Annotated in this window: 19 protein-coding genes; 8 read left to right on the top strand and 11 right to left on the bottom strand. The window is 70.9% G+C overall.

Going from position 1 to position 20,543, the window contains the following annotated elements; genetic code table 11:
* Nucleotides 1–273: 273 nt before the first annotated feature.
* The 3 genes from ACIBEI_RS36835 to ACIBEI_RS36825 form a co-directional block, all read right to left on the bottom strand.
* Nucleotides 274–519: a chaplin gene (locus ACIBEI_RS36835; protein ID WP_307526039.1), complete on the bottom strand. Its 246-nt coding sequence runs from the start codon at nucleotides 517–519 to the stop codon at nucleotides 274–276.
* 195 nt (nucleotides 520–714) lie between these two features.
* A complete protein-coding gene (locus ACIBEI_RS36830; protein WP_398894839.1) occupies nucleotides 715–1,356 on the bottom strand; it encodes a response regulator in 642 nt (213 codons plus the stop codon).
* Nucleotides 1,349–2,527 carry a GAF domain-containing sensor histidine kinase gene (locus ACIBEI_RS36825; RefSeq protein WP_398894838.1) on the bottom strand — a complete coding sequence of 393 codons (1,179 nt, stop codon included), beginning with the start codon at nucleotides 2,525–2,527 and terminating at the stop codon, nucleotides 1,349–1,351. Before ACIBEI_RS36825 ends, ACIBEI_RS36830 begins: the two co-directional genes overlap by 8 nt.
* 187 nt (nucleotides 2,528–2,714) lie before the next feature.
* Here ACIBEI_RS36825 and ACIBEI_RS36820 point away from each other — a divergent pair, with 187 nt between their 5' ends.
* The 3 genes from ACIBEI_RS36820 to ACIBEI_RS36810 all read left to right on the top strand — a co-directional run bounded on the left by ACIBEI_RS36820 (nucleotide 2,715) and on the right by ACIBEI_RS36810 (nucleotide 5,587).
* Nucleotides 2,715–3,410, top strand: a complete 696-nt coding sequence (locus tag ACIBEI_RS36820) for an SDR family NAD(P)-dependent oxidoreductase (protein WP_398894837.1) — start codon at nucleotides 2,715–2,717, stop codon at nucleotides 3,408–3,410.
* The gene (locus ACIBEI_RS36815; RefSeq protein WP_398894836.1) at nucleotides 3,407–4,576 is read left to right on the top strand and encodes an S-adenosylmethionine:tRNA ribosyltransferase-isomerase; all 1,170 of its coding nucleotides are present in this window, start codon (nucleotides 3,407–3,409) and stop codon (nucleotides 4,574–4,576) included. The genes ACIBEI_RS36820 and ACIBEI_RS36815 overlap by 4 nt, the downstream gene beginning before the upstream one ends.
* Nucleotides 4,577–4,876: 300 nt before the next feature.
* Entirely contained in the window at nucleotides 4,877–5,587 is a 711-nt protein-coding gene (locus ACIBEI_RS36810) for a transglycosylase SLT domain-containing protein (RefSeq protein WP_398894835.1), read from the top strand.
* 101 nt (nucleotides 5,588–5,688) lie between these two features.
* On the opposite strand, the gene ACIBEI_RS36805 is transcribed toward ACIBEI_RS36810, so the two are convergent.
* Nucleotides 5,689–8,199 carry an FHA domain-containing protein gene (locus ACIBEI_RS36805; RefSeq protein ID WP_398894855.1) on the bottom strand — a complete coding sequence of 837 codons (2,511 nt, stop codon included), beginning with the start codon at nucleotides 8,197–8,199 and terminating at the stop codon, nucleotides 5,689–5,691.
* A gap of 241 nt (nucleotides 8,200–8,440) precedes the next feature.
* Between ACIBEI_RS36805 and ACIBEI_RS36800 the strand changes: the two genes are divergently transcribed.
* Entirely contained in the window at nucleotides 8,441–10,408 is a 1,968-nt protein-coding gene (locus tag ACIBEI_RS36800; RefSeq protein WP_398894834.1) for a streptophobe family protein, read from the top strand.
* 184 nt (nucleotides 10,409–10,592) lie between these two features.
* Nucleotides 10,593–11,798, top strand: coding sequence for a phosphoserine phosphatase SerB (gene serB / locus ACIBEI_RS36795; RefSeq protein ID WP_398894832.1), 1,206 nt, complete (start codon nucleotides 10,593–10,595; stop codon nucleotides 11,796–11,798).
* Between the two features lie 123 nt (nucleotides 11,799–11,921).
* Here the strand turns inward: serB and ACIBEI_RS36790 are convergent, their stop codons facing one another.
* From ACIBEI_RS36790 to ACIBEI_RS36775, 4 genes are all read right to left on the bottom strand, one after another.
* On the bottom strand, nucleotides 11,922–12,440 hold the full coding sequence (locus tag ACIBEI_RS36790; RefSeq protein WP_398894831.1) for a SixA phosphatase family protein: 519 nt from the start codon (nucleotides 12,438–12,440) through the stop codon (nucleotides 11,922–11,924).
* A 76-nt stretch (nucleotides 12,441–12,516) separates the two neighbouring features.
* Entirely contained in the window at nucleotides 12,517–12,732 is a 216-nt protein-coding gene (locus ACIBEI_RS36785; protein WP_398894830.1) for a hypothetical protein, read from the bottom strand.
* Between the two features lie 223 nt (nucleotides 12,733–12,955).
* Nucleotides 12,956–13,072: an SGM_5486 family transporter-associated protein gene (locus ACIBEI_RS36780; RefSeq protein WP_107102519.1), complete on the bottom strand. Its 117-nt coding sequence runs from the start codon at nucleotides 13,070–13,072 to the stop codon at nucleotides 12,956–12,958.
* A 146-nt stretch (nucleotides 13,073–13,218) separates the two neighbouring features.
* Nucleotides 13,219–14,562 (bottom strand): CynX/NimT family MFS transporter, encoded by a 1,344-nt coding sequence (locus ACIBEI_RS36775; RefSeq protein WP_398894829.1) that lies wholly within the window; start codon nucleotides 14,560–14,562, stop codon nucleotides 13,219–13,221.
* A 112-nt stretch (nucleotides 14,563–14,674) separates the two neighbouring features.
* Between ACIBEI_RS36775 and ACIBEI_RS36770 the strand changes: the two genes are divergently transcribed.
* The gene (locus ACIBEI_RS36770) at nucleotides 14,675–15,367 is read left to right on the top strand and encodes a FadR/GntR family transcriptional regulator (protein ID WP_398894827.1); all 693 of its coding nucleotides are present in this window, start codon (nucleotides 14,675–14,677) and stop codon (nucleotides 15,365–15,367) included.
* Nucleotides 15,368–15,379: 12 nt separating this feature from the next.
* Here the strand turns inward: ACIBEI_RS36770 and ACIBEI_RS36765 are convergent, their stop codons facing one another.
* The 3 genes from ACIBEI_RS36765 to fabG all read right to left on the bottom strand — a co-directional run bounded on the left by ACIBEI_RS36765 (nucleotide 15,380) and on the right by fabG (nucleotide 17,401).
* Nucleotides 15,380–15,733, bottom strand: coding sequence for a hypothetical protein (locus tag ACIBEI_RS36765; RefSeq protein WP_398894826.1), 354 nt, complete (start codon nucleotides 15,731–15,733; stop codon nucleotides 15,380–15,382).
* Between the two features lie 190 nt (nucleotides 15,734–15,923).
* Nucleotides 15,924–16,691: an enoyl-ACP reductase FabI gene (fabI, locus tag ACIBEI_RS36760; protein WP_055615406.1), complete on the bottom strand. Its 768-nt coding sequence runs from the start codon at nucleotides 16,689–16,691 to the stop codon at nucleotides 15,924–15,926.
* A 5-nt stretch (nucleotides 16,692–16,696) separates the two neighbouring features.
* Complete coding sequence (gene fabG, locus ACIBEI_RS36755; protein WP_398894825.1) at nucleotides 16,697–17,401, bottom strand: 3-oxoacyl-[acyl-carrier-protein] reductase; 705 nt, start codon at nucleotides 17,399–17,401, stop codon at nucleotides 16,697–16,699.
* Nucleotides 17,402–17,586: 185 nt separating this feature from the next.
* On the opposite strand from fabG, the gene ACIBEI_RS36750 reads away from it, so the two are divergent.
* Both ACIBEI_RS36750 and ACIBEI_RS36745 read left to right on the top strand, forming a co-directional pair.
* Nucleotides 17,587–19,110 carry a TldD/PmbA family protein gene (locus ACIBEI_RS36750; RefSeq protein ID WP_398894824.1) on the top strand — a complete coding sequence of 508 codons (1,524 nt, stop codon included), beginning with the start codon at nucleotides 17,587–17,589 and terminating at the stop codon, nucleotides 19,108–19,110.
* A complete protein-coding gene (locus tag ACIBEI_RS36745; protein WP_398894823.1) occupies nucleotides 19,107–20,501 on the top strand; it encodes a metallopeptidase TldD-related protein in 1,395 nt (464 codons plus the stop codon). The genes ACIBEI_RS36750 and ACIBEI_RS36745 overlap by 4 nt, the downstream gene beginning before the upstream one ends.
* The last annotated feature ends 42 nt before the right edge of the window (nucleotides 20,502–20,543 follow it).

The following is a 20,543-nucleotide window of genomic DNA, read 5'->3' as shown; positions in this document are numbered from 1 at the left end:
GGGTGGGGGGGCGACGGGGGGTGAGTCGTGGCTGGTCGCGCAGTTCCCCGCGCCCCTAAAGAAACGGGCCGACTTTTTAGGGGCGCGGGGAACTGCGCGATCAGCCACAACGAACCCGCGCTGTGCCCATCGACGCCAGACACCCCTCAGGGGCGCGGGGAACTGCGCGATCAGCCACAGGCAACCCGCATGTATCGAGCGGCCCGGAAACCGGACCGGCCCCCCAGGCTTGCCTGGAAGGCCGGTGGTCAGTGGTGACCCGAGGTGCGAACGTCAGCCGTTGAAGCCGTCGTTGCCGAACGCCGGGTTCAGGATGCCGACAACGTTCACGGTGTTGCCGACCGCGTTCACCGGGATGGCGACGGGGACCTGGACGAGGTTGCCCGAGGCGACGCCCGGCGAGCCGATGGCCTTGCCGTCGGCGTGCGCACCATCGGTGGCGGAGGCGAAACCGGCACCGGCGGCAACCAGGCCACCGGCCACCATCGTGACGGCTGCGGCCTTCTTCAGGTTCTTCACTTCTTGAGCCCTCTCCTTGTGAACCACTGCGGCAAAGCGCCGCAGCACGCACTGGAGAACGGCGGAGATCCAGGAAGGATGCGCCATCCGGGGGACATTCCCACGACGGTATGAATCTCAGCCCGGAACGGAACCCTCCGTGTTGCCGTCCGTAGTGCTGTCCGGAAGGCCGCCATCGGGCGGATCAGCAGGTCATCAGCCGGTCACACCATGACGTACGGCCCACAGCGCGGCCTGCGTCCGGTCGGCGAGGTCGAGTTTCATCAGGATGTTCGAGACGTGCGTCTTGACGGTCTTCTCGGAGAGGACGAGGGCGCGGGCTATCTCGCGGTTGGAGCGGCCGTCGGCGATCAGACTGAGCACCTCGCGCTCCCGCTCGGTGAGCGAGCTGCCTCTCCCCTGCCCGTAGTTGGTCTCCTCCTGGGACAGCAGTGCCCCGGCCACCTCGGGCTGGAGCAGGATGTGCCCGGCGTGGACCGAGCGGATGGCTCCGGCGAGGGCATCGGGGTCCACGTCCTTGTAGACGTAGCCGGCGGCGCCCGCGCGCAGGGCCGGGATCACCGTGCGCTGCTCGGTGAAGCTGGTGACGATGAGCACGCGCGCGGGGTTGTCGAGTTCGCGGAGCTTGCGCAGGGCCTCCACGCCGTCCATGCCCGGCATCTTGACGTCCATGAGGACGACGTCGGGCTTCAACTCCTCGGCGCGAGCGACTCCTTCGGCGCCGTCGGACGCCTCTCCCACGACCTCGATGTCGTCCTGTACTTCGAGGAAGGTGCGCAGGCCCCGGCGGACCACTTGGTGGTCGTCGACGAGCAGCACCTTGATTGCGTCAGCCACCAGGGACCTCCATCTCGATCGTGGTGCCCTTTCCGGGCGCCGATTCCACGGTGAGCGTGCCTCCGACGCCGTTGGTCCGGTCGCGCATGGAGACCAGGCCGAGGTGGCGTCCCGCGCGGCGTGTCGTCCTCGGTTCGAATCCGCTGCCGTCGTCGGTGACGCGCAGGACCGCGCCAGGTCCGTGCCGCTCCAGGGTGACGTCGACGCGGGCGGCGCCGGAGTGCCGCAGCGCGTTGTGCAGCGCCTCCTGGGCGACGCGCAGCATGGCCTCCTCCTGGGCGGCGGGCAGTGCGCGGACACCGCGGCTGTCGAAGGTCACGCGCGCGGAGTGGGCACGGTCGAGGACCTGTATCTGGGTGCGCAGCGTGGCGACCAGTCCGTCCTCGTCGAGTGCGGCGGGACGCAACTCGACGACGGCCGCGCGCAGTTCGTCGGCGGCCTCGGCGGCGAGGGCGGCCACCTGCTGGAGTTCGCCCTTGGCGCGGGCCGGGTCGCGGTCGACGAGGGCGGCGGCGGCCTGGGCGGTGAGGCGCAGGGAGAACAGCTTCTGGCTGACGGCGTCGTGCAGTTCGTGGGCGAGACGGGAGCGCTCCTCGACGATGGTGAGTTCGCGGCTGCGCTCGTACAGCCGGGCGTTCGTGAGGGCGATCGCGGCGTGCTGGGCGAGGATCGTCAGCAGTTCCTCGTCGTCCTCGGTGAAGCCGCAACCGCCTTCCCGCCTGGCGCCCGGGGAGTGTGGGGGGTCTCCCTCCGCAGGGCGCAGCTTGTTCGCCAGGAACAGGGCGCCCATGACCTCGTCGCCGTCGCGGATGGGCAGGCCCAGGAAGTCGGACATGTCGGGGTGGGCGGAGGGCCAGCCCTCGAAACGGGGGTCCTCGCGCACGTCGGCGAGGCGCTCGGGGCGGGCCTCGTGCAGCATCGCGGCGAGGATGCCGTGCTGGCGCGGGAGCGGGCCGATGGCCTTCCACTGGGCGTCGCTGACGCCGGCGACGACGAACTGGGCGAAGCCGCCGTGGTCGTCCGGGACCCCCAGAGCCGCGTACTCCGCGTCGAGCAGTTCGCGGGCCGAGGCGACGATCGTCTTGAGGACGTCGCGCACCTCGAGGTGTCGGCTCATGGCCAGCAGCGCGGTGCTCACCGCGGACAGGCCCGACCGGGGTCCTTTGCTCATGACCTCACGGTACCGGCGGGGTGTGACAGTGCGTATCCGACCTGTGGCGTCCCTCTCTAGGCCGCTGGGCCTAGGGCGAAGTGCCCCTTCGCTTTGCGGCCCGCGCACGAGGCGGCGGGGGTGGTCCGGTTCCTACGTTGGAGGCAGTCGCCGGGAGCGGCGGCCATGGGACGAGGGGACGGAAGTCATGCCGGTAGCGATCATCACGGGGGCTTCGAAGGGGCTGGGGCGGGCACTCGCCGAGGCCCTGGCGGAGCGCGGCTGGGATCTGGTGCTCGACGCCAGAACGGCGGGAGTCCTCCAGGAGACGGCCGCCGCCCTCGCCAAGTACGGGACACGGGTCGAGGCGCTGCCGGGGGACGTCACGGACGGTGCTCATCGGGCCGGTCTGGTGACGGCGGCGCGGGGGCTCGGCGGCGTCGATCTCCTGGTGAACAACGCGAGCGCGCTGGGTGCCGAACCTCTCGTACGTCTCGACGCGCTGGCTCTGGACGGGCTGCGGCGGGCCCTGGAGGTCAACGTGGTCGCGGCGCTCGGCCTGATCCAGGAGGTCCTGCCGCTGCTGCGGGAGTCCCCCGCCGGTGCGGTGATCGGTGTCAGTTCGGACGCCGCGGCCGAGGCGTACGAGACCTGGGGCGGCTACGGGGCCTCGAAGGCGGCGCTGGACCATCTGTCGGCGGTGCTCGGGGAGGAGGAGCCCGGGCTGCGGGTCTGGGCGGTCGACCCGGGCGACATGGGCACCGATCTGTACGCGGCGGCCGTGCCGGACGACGAGGATCCGCGACCGGATCCGGTCAGTGTCGTACCGGCCTTTCTGCGGCTGCTCGAGAAGCGTCCGGCGAGCGGGCGCTACGGGGCGCCGGCGCTGCTGGAGCAGCGATGACGACGGCCCTTCGGGTGCCGGAGGAGCTGTCGGCCCGGGTGCCCGCCGAGCAGCGGGGCAAGGGGCTCGACCGTGACGCGGTGCGGTTGCTCGTCTCGCGTGGTACGGAAGTGTCGCATCACGGGTTCGCGGAGCTGCCGGGTCTGCTGAGAGCGGGGGATCTGCTCATCGTGAACACGTCGCCGACACTGGCGGCCGCGGTGGACGGGAGGATCGGGCACGCGCGCGTGGTGGTGCATTTCTCCACGCGGGGCGACGACGGGCGCTGGGCCGTGGAGGTGCGTGATCCCGACGGCCGGGGCACCACGCGCGCGCGTGCGGGTGGGCCCGCGGGGACAGAGGTGCGTCTCCCCGGCGATGTACGGCTCGTCCTGGAGGAGCCCCTCACGGGGCGGAGCCCGCGGCTGTGGTGGGGAAGGGTGTCGGAACCGGGCGGGCAGGTGTCGGAATCGGGCGGGCGGCTGCCGCAACCGGATCGCCCGGGGCCGGAGGCTGACGTCCCCAGCCCGGAGGCGGACGTTCTGGGGCTGCTGGGCCGGCACGGGAGGCCCATTCGTTACTCCTATACGGAGCGGGACCAGCCGCTGTCGGCGTACCAGACGGTGTTCGCGCTGCCGTCCGCCGACGGGGCGGGCAGTGCGGAGATGCCGAGCGCGGCGCGGCCCTTCACCGCGCGGCTGGTGGCGGCGCTGGTGAGCCGGGGTGTGCAGTTCGCGCCGGTCACGCTGCACACCGGGGTCGCCTCGGCCGAGGCGCACGAGCCGCCGTACCCGGAGCGCTTCGCGGTGCCGGAGACCTCGGCGCGGCTGATCAACGCAGCGGGGGCAGGAGATGGCAGGGTGGTCGCCGTCGGGACGACCGCCGTACGGGCGGTGGAGTCGGCGACCGGCGCCGACGGAGTGGTGCGGGCGGCGAAGGGCTGGACCGATCTCGTGGTAACCCCGGAGCGCGGAGTGCGGGTCGTGGACGGGCTGCTCACCGGGCTGCACGAGCCCGAGGCCTCGCATCTGCTGATGCTGGAGGCGGTCGCGGGGCGGGCCGCCGTCGACCGCGGGTACGACGCGGCGCTGCGGGGGCGCTACCTCTGGCACGAGTTCGGCGACGTGCACCTCATCCTCCCGGAGGAGGGCCCTCACACAGAGCATTGCTTCAGCAACTACTGGTGAGACCGGACCGAGGCCGGTGTGAGCCCGCACATAGGACGCACATCACGTACGAAGGGACCTAGGAGACAAAGAGACTCGGCATGAGCGGGGCAGACGTGACAGTCTGCCCCGATTTGCCCTTCCTGGCTCCACTACCCGGGTTCGTACGTCACACCTTTGCCACGGAAAATTGCGACCGCTAAGAATGGCCATCGGTCGCTCGGCGGCGCGGGTTCTTACCCACGGCGCTTGTCCCGGAAACACCTTTGTCCCCATCGGGCCGAGAGCGACCTCCGCGCTATTCGAAGAGGTCCATCAGCCATGCCCAAGCAGCAGAACACTCCTGGTCATAGCCGCGCGCTGACCAAGACCCACAAGCTCTCCATCGCCGGTGTCGCCACGCTGGGCGCCGCCGCCCTCGCTTTCTCGCTCGTGCCGGGGAACACCCAGCAGGCCAGCGCCGACTCGGTCTCCGCCGCTCCGGTCGCCTTCTCCGCCGAGCAGCTCAAGCCCGCCACGGCCGGTCTCAGCGGACAGCTGGCCGACGCCCAGGCCGCCGCCGCGAAGAAGAAGGCCGCCGACGCAGCGGCCGCCAAGAAGGCCGCGGAGGCCGCCGCGAAGAAGAAGGCCGAGGACGCCCGCAAGGCGAAGGAGGCCGCGAGCCGGTCCGCCAAGCGTGCCGCCGTCAAGCCGGCCGCCGCGAAGACCTACCCGAACAACCTGGACGGCTGGATCCGCGAGTCGCTGGACATCATGAAGAAGCGCGGCATACCGGGCACGTACGACGGCCTGCACCGCAACATCATCCGCGAGTCCGCGGGCGACCCGAACGCCATCAACAACTGGGACATCAACGCGATCAACGGTGTCCCGTCCATCGGTCTGCTGCAGGTCATCAAGCCGACCTTCGACGCATACCACGTCGCCGGCACGCCCAAGAGCCAGTACGACCCGGTCGCCAACATCACCGCCGCCGCCAACTACGCGGCCGACCGGTACGGCTCGATCGACAACGTCAACAGCGCGTACTGAGGTTTGCGCGGACCTCTGACGAGTACGCCGAAAAGGGCGGCCCCCCAACGGGGAGCCGCCCTTCGCGTGTGTTCGTTGAACGGTCCGGCCTGAACGTCCGGCTACTTGCGCATGACCTCGGGCTCGTGGCGGCGCAGGAAGCGCGCCACGAGGAAGGCGCAGACGGCGGCGAGCGCGAACAGCGCGGCCATGTCCAGTGCCCAGGTCAGCGCCTCGTGGTCCCAGAGCGGGTCCGAGTCGGTCGTGTTGTGCGGGTTGATCTTGTTGAAGTCGAGCGTGGTGCCGGCGGCGCCGACCGCCCAGCGCGACGGCATCAGATACGAGAACTCGTTGACGCCCAGGGCCCCGGCCAGCGGGAACAGACAGCCGGTGAAGACGACCTGGATGATCGCGAACATGACCAGCAGCGGCATGGTCTTCTCTGCGGTCTTCACCAGCGAGGAGATGACCAGGCCGAACATCATCGAGGTGAAGCCCAGCGCCATGATCGGCAGGGACAGCTCGACCGCGACCGCGCCACCGAGGATCAGGCCCTCGTCGGGGATCGTCCGGCTCATGAAGCCGATCGCACCGACCAGCGCACCCTGGAGCATGGTGATCACGCCGAGGACGATCACCTTGGACATCAGATACGCGGAGCGCGACAGGCCGGTCGCGCGCTCCCGCTCGTAGATGACCCGTTCCTTGATCAGCTCACGGACCGAGTTGGCCGCGCCCGCGAAGCAGGCGCCGACCGCGAGGATCAGCAGCACCGTGGCGGCCGTGCTGTTCGGGATGGGCAGGCCGTTCGGACCCAGCTGCTTGTTCACCAGCAGCGTCTTGTCGGGCTCGATGAGCAGGCTCACCGCGCCGAGCACCGCCGGCAGGATCACCGTCAGCGCCAGGAAGCCCTTGTCGGACGCGATCACCGACGTGTAGCGGCGGATCAGGGTCATCAGCTGTGAGCCCCAGCCCTGCGGCTTGGGCGGGCGCATCGCCTGGGCGGACGGCATGTCTACGGACTGCGGAGCCACCGCGTCGATGTCCGCGGCGTACATCTGGTAGTGCTGCGAGCCCTTCCAGCGGCCCGCCCAGTCGTAGTCGCGGTAGTTCTCGAAGGCGGAGAAGACATCGGCCCAGGTGTCGTAGCCGAAGAAGTTCAGGGCCTCCTCGGGCGGACCGAAATAGGCCACCGAACCGCCGGGCGCCATGACCAGAAGCTTGTCGCAGATGGCCAGCTCGGCCACCGAGTGCGTGACGACGAGGACCGTACGGCCGTCGTCGGCGAGGCCGCGCAGCAGCTGCATGACGTCGCGGTCCATGCCCGGGTCGAGGCCTGAGGTCGGCTCGTCCAGGAAGATCAGCGACGGCTTGGTCAGCAGCTCCAGTGCCACCGACACGCGCTTGCGCTGGCCACCGGAGAGGGAGGTGACCTTCTTCTCCTTGTGGATGTCGAGCTTGAGCTCGCGCAGCACCTCGTCGATACGGGCGTCGCGCTCCTGCGTCGTGGTGTCCGCGGGGAAGCGCAGTTTGGCCGCGTACTTGAGGGCCTTCTTGACGGTCAGTTCCTTGTGCAGGATGTCGTCCTGCGGGACCAGACCGATGCGCTGACGCAGCTCGGCGAACTGCTTGTAGAGGTTCCGGTTGTCGTAGAGGACGTCACCCTGGTTGGCGGGGCGGTAGCCCGTGAGCGCCTTCAGGAGCGTCGACTTGCCGGATCCGGACGGGCCGATGACCGCGATGAGCGACTTCTCCGGGACGCCGAAGGAGACGTCCTTGAGGATCTGCTTGCCGCCGTCGACCGTCACCGTCAGATGGCGGGCCGAGAACGAGACCTCACCGGTGTCGACGAACTCCTCGAGCCGGTCCCCGACCAGGCGGAACGTCGAGTGGCCGACGCCGACGATGTCGTTCGGGCCGAGCAGCGCGGAGCCACCCTTGGCGATCGGCATACCGTTGACGTACGTGCCGTTGTGCGAGCCGAGGTCGCGGATCTCCTGGCGGCCGTCCGGCGTCGCGTGGAACTCCGCGTGGTGACGCGAGACTTGCAGGTCGGAGACGACCAGCTCGTTCTCCAGGGCACGGCCGATGCGCATCACACGGCCGAGCGAGAACTGGTGGAACGTGGTGGGGCTGCGGTCGCCGTAGACCGGCGGCGCCCCCGCGCCCCCACCGGATCCTTGCTGCGGCGGAATGTGCGCGCCCTGCTGCGGCTTCTGCCAGCCCTGCTCCGGTGCGTGCTGCTGCGGCTGCGGAGCCTGCTGGGCCCAGCCTGCCGCCGGCGCGCCCTGCGCGGCGTACGGCTGCTGCTGGGGCTGTGCCTGCGGTGCGGCGGCGGCCGCGTTGCCCCCCAGGCTCAGCCGCGGGCCGTCGGTCGCGTTGCCGAGGTGCACGGCCGAGCCGGGGCCGATCTCCATCTGATGGATCCGCTGCCCCTGCACGAATGTGCCGTTGGTGCTGCCGTGGTCCTCGATGACCCAACTGCGGCCGCCCCAGCTGATCGTGGCGTGACGCCAGGAGACCCTGGCGTCGTCGAGCACGATGTCCCCCTGCGGATCACGTCCGAGGGTGTATGGCCTGGACGCATCGAGCGTCCAGGTCCGTCCATTCAATTCCAGTACGAGTTCCGGCACTCCATGCCCCACTGAGTTGTCCCCCGAAGTTCCCCCATCACAGGGAGTCTAGGGATGTCGAACATCGTGGGGAACTATTTCAGTAGGACCCCTCTGACCGAAAGTCGGGCCTCGCGAAGACCGCGTACGGGCGGCTTGTCCGTTTCCGTTGACTGGGTTGAAACCGGCCCGGAGAGTGGTAATCCCACGCGAGGGGGACACCGCGGTGGAACCATCGCGGCGCGGAGTCGGGGGGCTGACGATGAGCGACGGAACCGTGGGACACGGCAGGCGGGTGCCGTGGGGTGATGTGCTGCTGGCCTCGATCGCCGCCGTGAGCTGGGCCTTGATCGGCATGGCCGGCGTGGCGGCGCTGGGGCTGCATCTGCTCGGCGCGGACGCGTCCGGCTCGCTGGGGACGATGACCGCGGCGGTTGTGGCGCTCGGGGCGGGTGGGTCGGTGAAGCCGTCCGGCGACGTGTCGGCTTTCGGTCTGGAGGGCGCGCAGGCCGACACCGCCCTCCAGATCACGCCACTGGGCGTGAGCCTGGTGGGTGCCCTGCTGCTGTCCTGGTTCTTCTTACGGTCACTGCGCGGGGCCGGAGTCGTGATCGAGCCGGCCGAACTGTTCGCGCGCGCGGGCGCCGTGGCGGCGCTCTTCGTGGCGATGCTCGGCGGTCTGGCCTGGGCGGGGCACGACGTCATCACCATCGACGGCGGCTCTCTGGGGCTGGATTCGCTGCCGGGCGGCGGGCTGCCCGACGAGGTGGATGTGCCCGGGCTCGGTGACATCGGCGGGCTGCTGCCCGACCGGCTCGGGGATCTCGCGGACGCGAACGCCAAGGTGGGCTTCACGGTCGAGACCGTGCCGACACTGCTGGGCGGCCTGGGCTGGGTGCTCGGCGTCCTGGCGATCGCGCTGCTGGCCTCGCGCCGGACTCCGCTGCCGCGTGGCCTGGCCTCGGTGCACCGCCTGGTGCGTCCTGCCGCGTCCGCGCTGGTCACGGTGTTGCTGGTGGCGGTCCTGGCCGGGCTCTCGGCCGCTGCGTACGCGGCCATCGGTGACGACAATCCGAAGCGGATCGCGGGTGCGGCGCTGGTCGGGGCGCCCAACGGGGTGTGGCTCGGCATCCCGATCGGGCTCTTCGTGCCGTGGGACGGAAGCGCGTCGGGACCGCTCGTCCAGTTCCTGCCCGACCCCCTGGACAAGCTGCTGAGCGCTTCCGACGACCAGTCCGTCTCGCTCGGACGGCTGGCCGAACTGGACAGCCGGGTCTGGCTGTTGGGGGTCGCGGCGGCGCTGATGATGCTCTACGCGGGCGTGCTGACCGCGGTGCGCACTCCGTTCGTACGGGAGCGGGGCGTCCCAAGTGACCGGGGTGTCGGTGTCCTCGGTTTCGCCGGGCGCTGCGCGCTGCGGCTGGGGATCGTGACCGCGCTCGCGCTGCCGTTGCTCGCCTGGCTGACGGACGTGTCCGTGGACGCCTCGATGGCCGTGCTGGGCATCGACGCGTTCGACGCGGGGATCGAGCTGCACGGGCACCTGGGCATGGCGCTGCTGCTCGGGGCGCTCTGGGGTGCGGGGGCGGGGACCGTGGGGGCGCTGCTCGCGTGCGCCACCGGGGCCGCCGGGCGGCGCGCGGCACCGCTGGCACTGGGTGACGTGGGCGCCGGCGACGTCGGCGCCCCCGGCGCCCCGGCCTCCGCTCCGCCGTTCGCGGAGGTCGCCGGGGAGAGCGGGCCCTACAACCCCGGTATGCCGTACCGGCCGGCGAACCCCGACACGAACCCGTATCTGCGGCTGCCCGACGAGCTGCGGGAGCCCGGGTCCGGGCGGCGTCCCAGCGTCCCGCCGCCCGGACCCCAGTCCCCCGGCAACCGGAACCGGTCCTCGGGGCCGCCGCCTTCCGGGCCTCGGCCTCCTGGCGCGCAGTCCCCTGGCCGGCACCCGCCCGGAGCCCAGCCTCCCGGCGGACAACCTCCCGGGGGACGGAATCCGGAAGGACGGGATCAGGGCGGGCAGGATCCGGGCGGGTGGCCACCGGGTGCCCGACCGCCCGGTGCGCGGCCGCCGAACGACGTGTACGGCGCTCCCACGGTGGCCGGGCCGTTCACACCGCCGCCCGCTCCGGGGCCGCGGCGCCGTCCCCGGTCGTCGCAGGACGGGCCGCCGCCTCCCCCGCCGGACGAGCCGCCACCGCCGTCCAGGAGGCCGCCCGGACGGCGGTGACCGGCGGTGACCGGCGGTCCGGACGATGGCGACCGGCGGCCCGTACGGTGCTGACCTGGGCCGTGGCGTGCGGGCGCCACGGCTCGTGAAGACCGCGGACACCTCGGCGACACCCACTGTTCCCTGTCCGTCAGGCGGACCTCAGCGGCGTGCGGCACAGGGTGCCGGATACGGTGGAAGCACCATGAGCGCATCACAAACGTCTGATGTCCCCACTCTCCTCGTCAAAATCTTCGGCAAGGACCGGCCAGGAATCACGGCCGGGCTCTTCGACACCCTCGCCGCCTACTCGGTCGACGTGGTCGACATCGAGCAGGTCGTCACCCGTGGCCGGATAGTGCTGTGCGCGCTCGTGACGCATCCGCCGGCCGGCCTGGAGGGCGACCTGCGCGCCACGGTGCACAGCTGGGCGGACTCGATGAGGCTGCAGGCCGAGATCATCTCCGGCCTCGGCGACAACCGGCCGCGCGGGCACGGCAGGTCGTTGGTGACCGTGCTCGGGCATCCGCTCACCGCGGAGTCCGCGGCCGCGATCGCCGCCCGGATCACCGGGACCGGCGGCAACATCGACCGTATCTTCCGGCTGGCCAAGTACCCCGTGACAGCCGTCGAGTTCGCCGTGTCCGGTACGGAGCCGGAGGCGCTGCGGACCGCCCTGGTGACCGAGGCGGCGGCCCTGGGCGTCGACATCGCGGTGGTCGCGGCGGGGCTGCACCGGCGGGCCCAGCGCCTGGTCGTCATGGACGTGGACTCCACGCTCATCCAGGACGAGGTCATCGAGCTCTTCGCGGCGCACGCCGGCTGCGAGGACGAGGTCGCCGAGGTGACGGCGGCCGCGATGCGCGGGGAACTGGACTTCGAACAGTCGCTGCACGCGCGCGTGCAGCTGCTCAAGGGGCTCGACGCCTCCGTGGTGGACAAGGTGCGCAGCGAGGTGCGGCTCACGCCGGGGGCGCGCACGCTGATCCGTACGCTGAAGCGGCTCGGCTTCCAAGTCGGTGTCGTCTCGGGCGGGTTCACGCAGGTCACGGACGACCTGAAGGAGCGGCTGGGGCTGGACTTCGCCCAGGCGAACACTCTGGAGATCGTCGACGGGAAGCTGACGGGCAAGGTCACCGGCGAGATCGTGGACCGGGCGGGCAAGGCGCGGCTGCTGCGCCGGTTCGCCGCGGAGGCGGGGGTGCCGCTCGCCCAGACCGTGGCGATCGGCGACGGGGCCAACGATCTGGACATGCTCAACGCGGCCGGTCTCGGGGTCGCCTTCAACGCCAAGCCGGTGGTGCGCCAGGCCGCGCACACCGCGGTGAACTTCCCCTTCCTGGACACGGTCCTGTATCTGCTGGGCGTGACACGGGAAGAGGTCGAGGCGGCGGACATGCACGTGGACTGAGTTCGCCCGCGCTCGCGCCTTCCCGCGGCCTGGGCCGTCGAGCGGAGTGCGCCCACGACGTGGACGGGGCCCGGCACCGCGATGGTGCCGGGCCCCGTCCTCGTGAGAAGGGAACGACCGGGTCTACTCGGACGGCGCCCAGTAGTCGAGCAGCGTGGCCACGCCCGGCTCCAGGGCCTTCCAGGAACCGGTGAAGGAGAGCACGGCGAAGGCGGCGGCGGGGAAGCCCAGGCGGCTCATCCGCTCCTTCGCGTCACCCTCGGACTGGCCGGCCAGGATGTCGGCGAGGCCCTGCACACCGGGGTTGTGGCCGATCAGGAGTGCGTTCTGCACGTCGTCGGGGGTTTCGTTGAGCACGGCGATCAGCTCGCCGGGAGAGACCTCGTAGAGCCGCTCCTCATAGACCGTTTTCGGCCGGTGGGGCAGCTCGTGGACGGCGAGTTTCCATGTCTCGCGGGTCCGGGTCGCGGTGGAGCAGAGGGCCAGATCGAAGGGGATGCCGGTGTCGGCCAGCCTGCGTCCGGCGACGGCGGCGTCCTTGCGGCCCCGCTCAGCGAGCGGCCGCTCATGATCGGAGACCTCGGGCCAGTCGGCTTTCGCATGCCGGAAAAGGACAATCCTGCGGGGTTCTGCGACGCTCATGGTTCCCAGCTTCGCACGAAACACGCCATGGGGCGCAGGGAGTTGACTGGCTGCCCCGACGTGGTGTGCCGGGAGCTCAGGAGCCCTGGTGCAGCACGATCTGCTGGACCTGCTCGAAGAGCCGGCCGACCGCCGGGTCGCCGCCTGCCGCCTGGGCGTCGGCGGGGTTCAGTATCACCAGGAGCAGCGCGGCAAAGGCGAGCGCGGGGAGGACGAGGGCCCACCAGGGGAGCCGGGTCTCGACGCCACGCCTGGTCGCCGGGTGGGGCGGGATGTGCGTTGGGGCCGACATGCCGCCTCCGTGGGGCTTCGAGTGGTCCGTGGTCCGCGTCCTCGCGGTCACATCTCGAAGTTACGGACTCCGGAGCCCTCAACCCATCCGGAGATCCACCCACTTGACCCTGACACTCACCCCCTAGGGGATGGTGGGGCTAACCCCACCATCGGCTCGCGGAGGCGTCACGCCGGAGGGCTCGGGGCGGGCTACCGACGGGTCAGGGCGAGCTTCCGGTGGGTCAGGGTGAGGCGATCGACGCGATGACGCCGATGATCACGAAGATGAGGAGGAACGCGCCGAAGACGAGCAGCATCTTCTTCTGGCCGTTCTGGGGATTCGGGTCGAGCACGGGCATGGGCCCAGTCTCCCACCCCTCGGGCGCCCGCACGCGGGGGGGTCCGGTCAGGGACGTACGCGCGCGGGTGTAGTCCGCATGCGGGTGGTGGCGCGGCGAGGTCACGGGCAGGGTCTCCTGGCCACCGCGCCGCCCGTCTCCGACGGTCACGGCCGGCGCGCGGCCTCGTCCTCCACCGTGCGGTCGCGGCCGGCCAGGATGCCCACCACGATCTGCGGGATCATCAGGCCCGCCATGAGGGCGATCGGCAGCCCCCAGCCGCCGCTGTGCTGGTAGAGCACGCCCACCAGGAGCGGGCCGGGGATCGAGATGAGGTACCCGGTGCTCTGCGCGAAGGCGGAGAGCTGCGCGACCCCCGCCCCGGTCCTGGCCCGCATGCCGACCATCGTGAGGGCCAGCGGGAACGCGCAGTTGGCGATGCCGAGCAGCAGCGCCCACGCCCAAGCACCGCCCGCGGGGGCGAGGTAGAGGCCCGCGTAGCCGACGAGGCCGCAGACCCCGAGGGCGACCACGATCGGCCCCTGGTGGGGCAGGCGCGTGGCCAGCCGCGGGATGACGAAGGCGAGCGGCACGCCCATCACCATGGTGACGGCGAGCAGCAGCCCGGCCGTGCCCGCCGGGACACCCGCGTCCCGGAAGATCTGCGCCATCCAGCCCATCGTGATGTACGCGGCGGTGGCCTGGAGCCCGAAGAAGACGGCCAGTGCCCAGGCGGTACGGCTCCGGGAGATCCGCAGTGGGGAGGGTTCCTGACCCGTCCCGGAGGCCGAGGACGCGTCACGAGCCGGGGCTGCCGAAGCAGAGGCCGGGGCGGCGTCCGTGGACAGGGCCGTGCCCCGGGCCCGTACGAGTGGGATCCACGGCAGTACGGCGACGGCCGCGAGCCCCGCCCAGACGGCGAGTCCGGCATGCCAACTGCCGCCCAGGGCCCGGGTCATGGGCACGGTGACGGCGGCCGCGGCGGCGGTGCCGAGGGCGAGGGCCATGGAGTAGAGGCCGGTCATGGAGCCGACCCGGTCCGGGAACCAGCGCTTGACGATCACCGGCATCAGGACGTTGCTGACCGCGATGCCCATGAGCGCGAGGGCGCTGGCGACCAGGAAGCCGGCCGTGTTCCCGGCGAACGGCCGGATCACCAGTCCCGCGGCGATCGCGACCATGCCGGCGCAGACCACGGCGGCGGGTCCGAAGCGGCGGGCGAGGCGCGGTGCCATGACACCGAAGACGCCGAAGCACAGCGGCGGTACGGAGGTGAGGAGCCCGGCGAAGCTGCCGCTCATGCCGAGTCCGTCGCGCACCTCTTCGAGGAGGGCGCCGAGGCTCGTGATGGCGGGGCGCAGGTTGAGGGCGGTGAGGACGATGCCGATGATCACCACACGCGTCATCCACGCGCGCGTGGCGGGCGGTTGGAGTTCCGCGTCCTGTGCGGAGCTGCGTATCGGTGGGGACATCGCCGTCCGGGTTTCCTCGCCAGTCATGCCAGCCATCATAGAATCATGGGATGATTGGTTGTCCAATCCCCTGGTGCACACCTGGGGCACAATCCCCTGACACGCATTCCGGTGCGTCCTCCCGGTGCACCCCCTGGCGCGAAGGACCGTCATGCCGCTGAGCCACCCCCGCCGATCGGCACTGTCCGAGCAGGTCATCGCCGAGCTGCGGAACCAGATCGCCTCGGGCGAGTGGCCGGTGGGCTCCCGCATCCCCACCGAGCCCGAGCTGGTCGAGCAGCTGGGGGTCGCCCGGAACACGGTCCGCGAGGCCGTCCGCGCGCTCGCGCACAACGGCCTGCTCGACATCCGCCAGGGCTCTGGCACGTACGTCGTGGCGACCAGCGAGCTGGCGGGCGTGATGCAGCGCCGCTTCGCGGACGCCGATCCGCGGCACATCGCCGAACTGCGCTCCACGCTGGAGTCGAGCGCGGCGAGGCTGGCCGCCGAGCGCCGCACGGAGCGCGATCTGAAGCAGCTGGACGCCCTCCTCGTACGCCGGGAGGAGGCCTGGGAGTCGGGCGACACGGAGGCCTTCGTGACCGCCGACACGACCTTCCACCTGGCCGTGGTCGCCGCGTCCCACAACGACGTCATGACGGCGATGTACGCGGACCTGGGCGAGGTCATGCGCGACTGGCTGCGCGAGGACGTGGGCGAGGAGCTGACCCCCGAGACGTACATGGACCACACGCGTCTGGTGGACGCCATCCGCGCGGGCGACGCGGAGACCGCCGCCACGGAGGCCGCGGGCTATCCCTTCCTGTGCCGGCCGGGCCGACCCGCCGACGTCACTTCCGCGTGAACGGGCCCGTCGTCAGCGCTGGTGGCTGACCCACGCCGAGCGGACTTCCTTCCAGCAGCGGCCGGTCAGCCGTACGGTCTGCGCGGGGCCGGCCTCGACCGAGGCGCCGTCGGAGTCGATGTCCCACCACGGGTCGCACTCGATGTGCAGACGGACGTGATCGGGCTCCGGATACGGGTTGTGGCAGTACGCCGTCACATACGAACCCTCGACGGCGGTCCGGCACGCCGCCCCGAAGGGCCTCTCCTCGACTGGCACGCGCGCGTGGGGCGCTGTTCTCGTGGTGTGCGAGGCGGCGCCGCAGGGCAGCGCGAGCAGGAGGGTCAGGGCAGCGAGCAGCGGGGCGAAGCGCTGGGACAGGCGCACAAGGGGACCTCCTCGGCAGGGCTCGGGAGGACATCTCGGGAGGGGGAACTCCTACTCCAGAGTGCGCTGTTAGCGGCCCGCACCGCCCGGCCGGTAGGGCCGAACGGGTGACGCCCCGCTCCCCGCGCAATGCGGGAAACGGGGCGTCGAAGCCGTACGACGTCGGATACGCAAACGTTCGCGTAAACGCTTACGCGCCGATCGCGTGCAGACCGCCGTCGACGTGGATGATCTCGCCGGTGGTCTTCGGGAACCAGTCGCTGAGCAGGGCGACGATGCCGCGGCCGGCCGGGTCGGGGTCCTTGAGGTCCCACTCCAGGGGCGAACGGCTGTCCCACACGGCGGCCAGGTCGCTGAAGCCCGGGATGGACTTGGCGGCCATCGAGCCGATGGGGCCCGCGGAGATGAGGTTGCAGCGGATGTTCTGCTTGCCCAGGTCACGCGCCATGTAACGGCTGGTGGCCTCCAGGGCGGCCTTGGCCGGGCCCATCCAGTCGTACTGCGGCCAGGCGTACTGGGCGTCGAAGGTGAGGCCGACGACCGAGCCGCCGTTCTGCATCAGCGGCAGACAGGCCATGGTCAGCGACTTCAGGGAGAAGGCGGAGACGTGCATGGCCGTGGCGACCGACTCGAACGGCGTGTTGAGGAAGTTGCCGCCGAGCGCGTCCTGCGGGGCGAAGCCGATGGAGTGCACGACGCCGTCCAGGCCGCCCAGCTCCTCGGCGACCAGGTCGGCCAGCCGCGCCAGGTGCTCGTCGTTGCTGACGTCCAGCTCGATGACCTTGGTGGGCTTGGGAAGCTTCTTGGCGATGCGCTCGGTCAGCGTGGGCCGCGGGAACGCGGTCAGGATGATCTCGGCGCCCTGTTCTTGGGCCAGCTTCGCGGCGTGGAAGGCGATGGAGGACTCCATCAGCACACCGGTGATCAGGACGCGCTTGCCCTCGAGAATTCCACTCATGGTGATCAGTGACCCATTCCCAGTCCGCCGTCTACGGGGATGACGGCTCCAGTGATGTACGAGGCGTCGTCCGAGGCGAGGAACCGCACCGTCGCGGCGATCTCCTCGGGCTTCGCGTACCGGCCGAGCGGCACCTGCTTCACGATGCCCTCACGCTGCTCGTCGGTGAGCACCTTGGTCATGTCGGTGTCGACGAAGCCGGGCGCGACCACGTTGAAGGTGATGTTGCGCGAGCCCAGCTCACGGGCGAGCGAGCGCGCGAAGCCGACGAGGCCGGCCTTGGAGGCGGCGTAGTTCGCCTGGCCCGCCGAGCCGAGCAGCCCGACGACCGAGGAGAGCAGCACGACACGGCCCTTCCTGGCCCGCAGCATGGCGCGGTTGGCGCGCTTCACGACCCGGAAGGCGCCCGTCAGGTTGGTGTCCAGGACGGAGGTGAAGTCGTCCTCGGACATCCGCATCAGCAGCTGGTCCTTGGTGATGCCGGCGTTGGCCACGAGCACCTCGACCGGGCCGTGCTCGGCCTCGATCTCCTTGTAGGCCTGATCCACCTGCTCGCTGTCGGTGATGTCGCACTTGACGGCGAGGAAGCCCTCCGGGGGCTCGCCCGAGCGGTATGTGATCGCGACCTTGTCGCCCGCGTCGGCGAAAGCGCGGGCGATGGCGAGGCCGATGCCCCGGTTTCCTCCGGTGACGAGAACCGAGCGGCTCAACGGATCACCCTTTCGATAGCCGGTCTGGTACCTCGAAAACCTATCGGCACCGTCCCCCGTACGGAGAATCGGGCGCCGACAGTGACGTACCGGACTCGCTGTCGGATCCCTACAGAAAGTTGTGGCCCCCGGCGCGCCCGCGCGACATGATCGGACCGACAGGCGACGACAGCAGGGAGACCTCCGTGCCTCATTCCATCGACGAAGCCTTCACGGCACTGCCGCTGAGGGCCCTGGCCGACGCGGCGCTCGCGCGGGCCAGGGCGCTGGGCGCCGACCACGCCGACTTCCGGTTCGAGCGGGTGCGCAGCGCGGCCTGGCGGTTGCGGGACGCGAAGCCCGCCGGGTCCTCGGACACCACGGATCTGGGATACGCGGTGCGTGTGGTGCACGGCGGGACCTGGGGGTTCGCGTCGGGTGTGGACCTGACGATGGACTCCGCAGCGAAGGTGGCGTCGCAGGCCGTGGCGATGGCGAAGCTGTCGGCCCAGGTGATCAAGGCGGCGGGTTCGGACGAGCGTGTGGAGCTCGCGGACGAGCCGGTGCACGCCGAGAAGACCTGGATCTCCTCGTACGAGATCGATCCCTTCTCCGTGCCGGACGAGGAGAAGTCCGGGCTGCTCGCCGAGTGGAGCACGCGGCTGCTCGCGGCGAACGGCGTCAGTCATGTGGACGCCTCGCTGCTGACGGTGCACGAGAACAAGTTCTACGCGGACACGGCGGGGACGGTGACGACGCAGCAGCGGGTCCGGCTGCATCCCCAGCTGACCGCCGTCGCCGTCGACGAGTCGAGCGGCGAGTTCGACTCGATGCGCACGATCGCGCCGCCCGTCGGACGCGGCTGGGAGTACGTCACGGGCACCGGCTGGGACTGGGACTCGGAGCTCGCGCGGATCCCGGAACTGCTCGCCGAGAAGATGCGGGCGCCGAGCGTCGAGGCGGGCGTGTACGACCTGGTCGTCGACCCGTCCAATCTGTGGCTGACCATCCACGAGTCCATCGGCCACGCCACCGAGCTGGACCGCGCGCTCGGTTACGAGGCCGCGTACGCCGGGACCTCCTTCGCCACCTTCGACCAGCTGGGCAAGCTGCGGTACGGCTCCGACCTGATGAACGTCACCGGGGACCGAACCGCCGAGCACGGGCTCGCGACCATCGGGTACGACGACGAGGGCGTGGCGGGGCAGTCCTGGGACCTGGTGAAGGACGGCACGTTGGTGGGCTACCAGCTGGACCGGCGCATCGCGAAGCTGACCGGCTTCGAGCGGTCCAACGGGTGCGCGTACGCCGACTCCCCCGGCCATGTCCCCGTACAGCGCATGGCGAACGTGTCGCTGCAGCCCGATCCCGCCGGGATGTCCACCGAGGATCTGATCGGGAGTGTCGACCGCGGGATCTATGTCGTCGGCGACCGGTCGTGGTCGATCGACATGCAGCGCTACAACTTCCAGTTCACCGGCCAGCGGTTCTTCAAGATCGAGAACGGGCGGATCACCGGTCAGCTGCGGAACGTGGCCTACCAGGCGACGACGACGGACTTCTGGGGCTCGATGGCCTCGGTCGGCGGCCCCCAGACCTACGTCCTCGGCGGTGCCTTCAACTGCGGCAAGGCCCAGCCCGGCCAGGTCGCGGCGGTCTCCCACGGCTGCCCGTCGGCCCTCTTCAAGGGCGTCAACATTCTGAACACCACGCAGGAGGCCGGTCGATGAGCCCTCGTACGAACAAGCCGCACGAGATCGTCGAGCGCGCCCTCGAACTGTCCCGGGCCGACGGCTGTGTCGTGATCGCCGACGAGCAATCGACGGCGAACCTGCGCTGGGCGGGCAACGCGCTCACCACGAACGGCGTCACGCGCGGGCGCACGCTGACCGTCATCGCGACCGTGGAAGGCCGCGAGGGCACGGCGTCCGGGGTCGTCTCGCGTGCGGCCGTGACCGCGGACGAGCTGGAGCCGCTGGTGCGGGCCGCCGAGGCGGCGGCGCGCGGCGCGGGCCCGGCCGAGGACGCGCAGCCGCTCGTCGAGGGCGTGCCCGCCTCCCCCGACTTCACGGACGCGCCCACCGAGACCTGGTCGGCTGTCTTCGCGGACTTCGCCCCGGCCCTCGGCGAATCGTTCGCACGCGCGCGTGCGGGCGGACGCGAGCTGTACGGCTTCGCCAACCACGAGCTGGTCTCCAGCTATCTCGGTACGTCCACGGGTCTGCGCCTGCGGCATGACCAGCCCAACGGGACGCTGGAGTTGAACGCCAAGTCGCCGGACCGTACGCGCTCGGCGTGGGCCGGCCGGTCGACGCGGGACTTCAAGGACGTGGACCCGGCGGCACTCGACGCGGAGCTGGCCACGCGGCTGGGCTGGGCCGAGCGACGCGTCGAGCTGCCCGCGGGCCGCTACGAGACTCTGCTGCCGCCGACCGCGGTCGCGGACCTGCTGATCTACCAGATGTGGTCGGCGGCGGCCCGGGACGCGGCCGAGGGCCGGACGGTGTTCAGCAAGCCCGGCGGCGGGACGCGTGTCGGCGAGAAGCTCACCGGCCTGCCGCTGACGCTGCGCAGCGACCCGAACGAGCCGGGCCTGGAGTCCGCGCCCTTCGTGCTCGCGCACTCCTCAGGCGACGACGCCTCCGTCTTCGACAACGGGCTGCCGCTCCGTCCCACGGAGTGGGTCAGTGAGGGCGAGCTGCGCCATCTGACGAGCACCCGGCACAGCGCCGGCCTGACGGGTCTGCCGGTGGCCCCCGGCATCGGCAACATCATCCTCGACGGCGGCGAGGACAAGTCCCTGGAGGACATGGTCGCCGCGACCGAGAGGGGCCTGCTGCTGACCTGCCTCTGGTACATCCGGGAGGTCGACCCGGCGACGCTGCTGCTGACCGGGCTGACCCGGGACGGCGTCTACCTCGTCGAGAACGGCCAGGTCACCGGCGAGGTGAACAACTTCCGGTTCAACGAGTCGCCGGTGGACCTGCTAGGCCGGGCGACCGAGGCCGGGCGCACGGAGAAGACGCTGCCGCGCGAGTGGAGCGACTGGTTCACCAGGGCCGCGATGCCTGCCCTGCGGGTGCCCGACTTCAATATGAGCTCTGTCAGTCAGGGCGTATAACCTCGATAGCCTCGCAGTCGGCTGCCATCCAGGCCGCCCGAA

Origin of the sequence: Streptomyces sp. NPDC050988, assembly GCF_044456225.1 — a bacterium.
Classification (GTDB): Bacteria; Actinomycetota; Actinomycetes; order Streptomycetales; family Streptomycetaceae; genus Streptomyces.
This window is presented reverse-complemented; position numbering and strand designations above follow the sequence as displayed.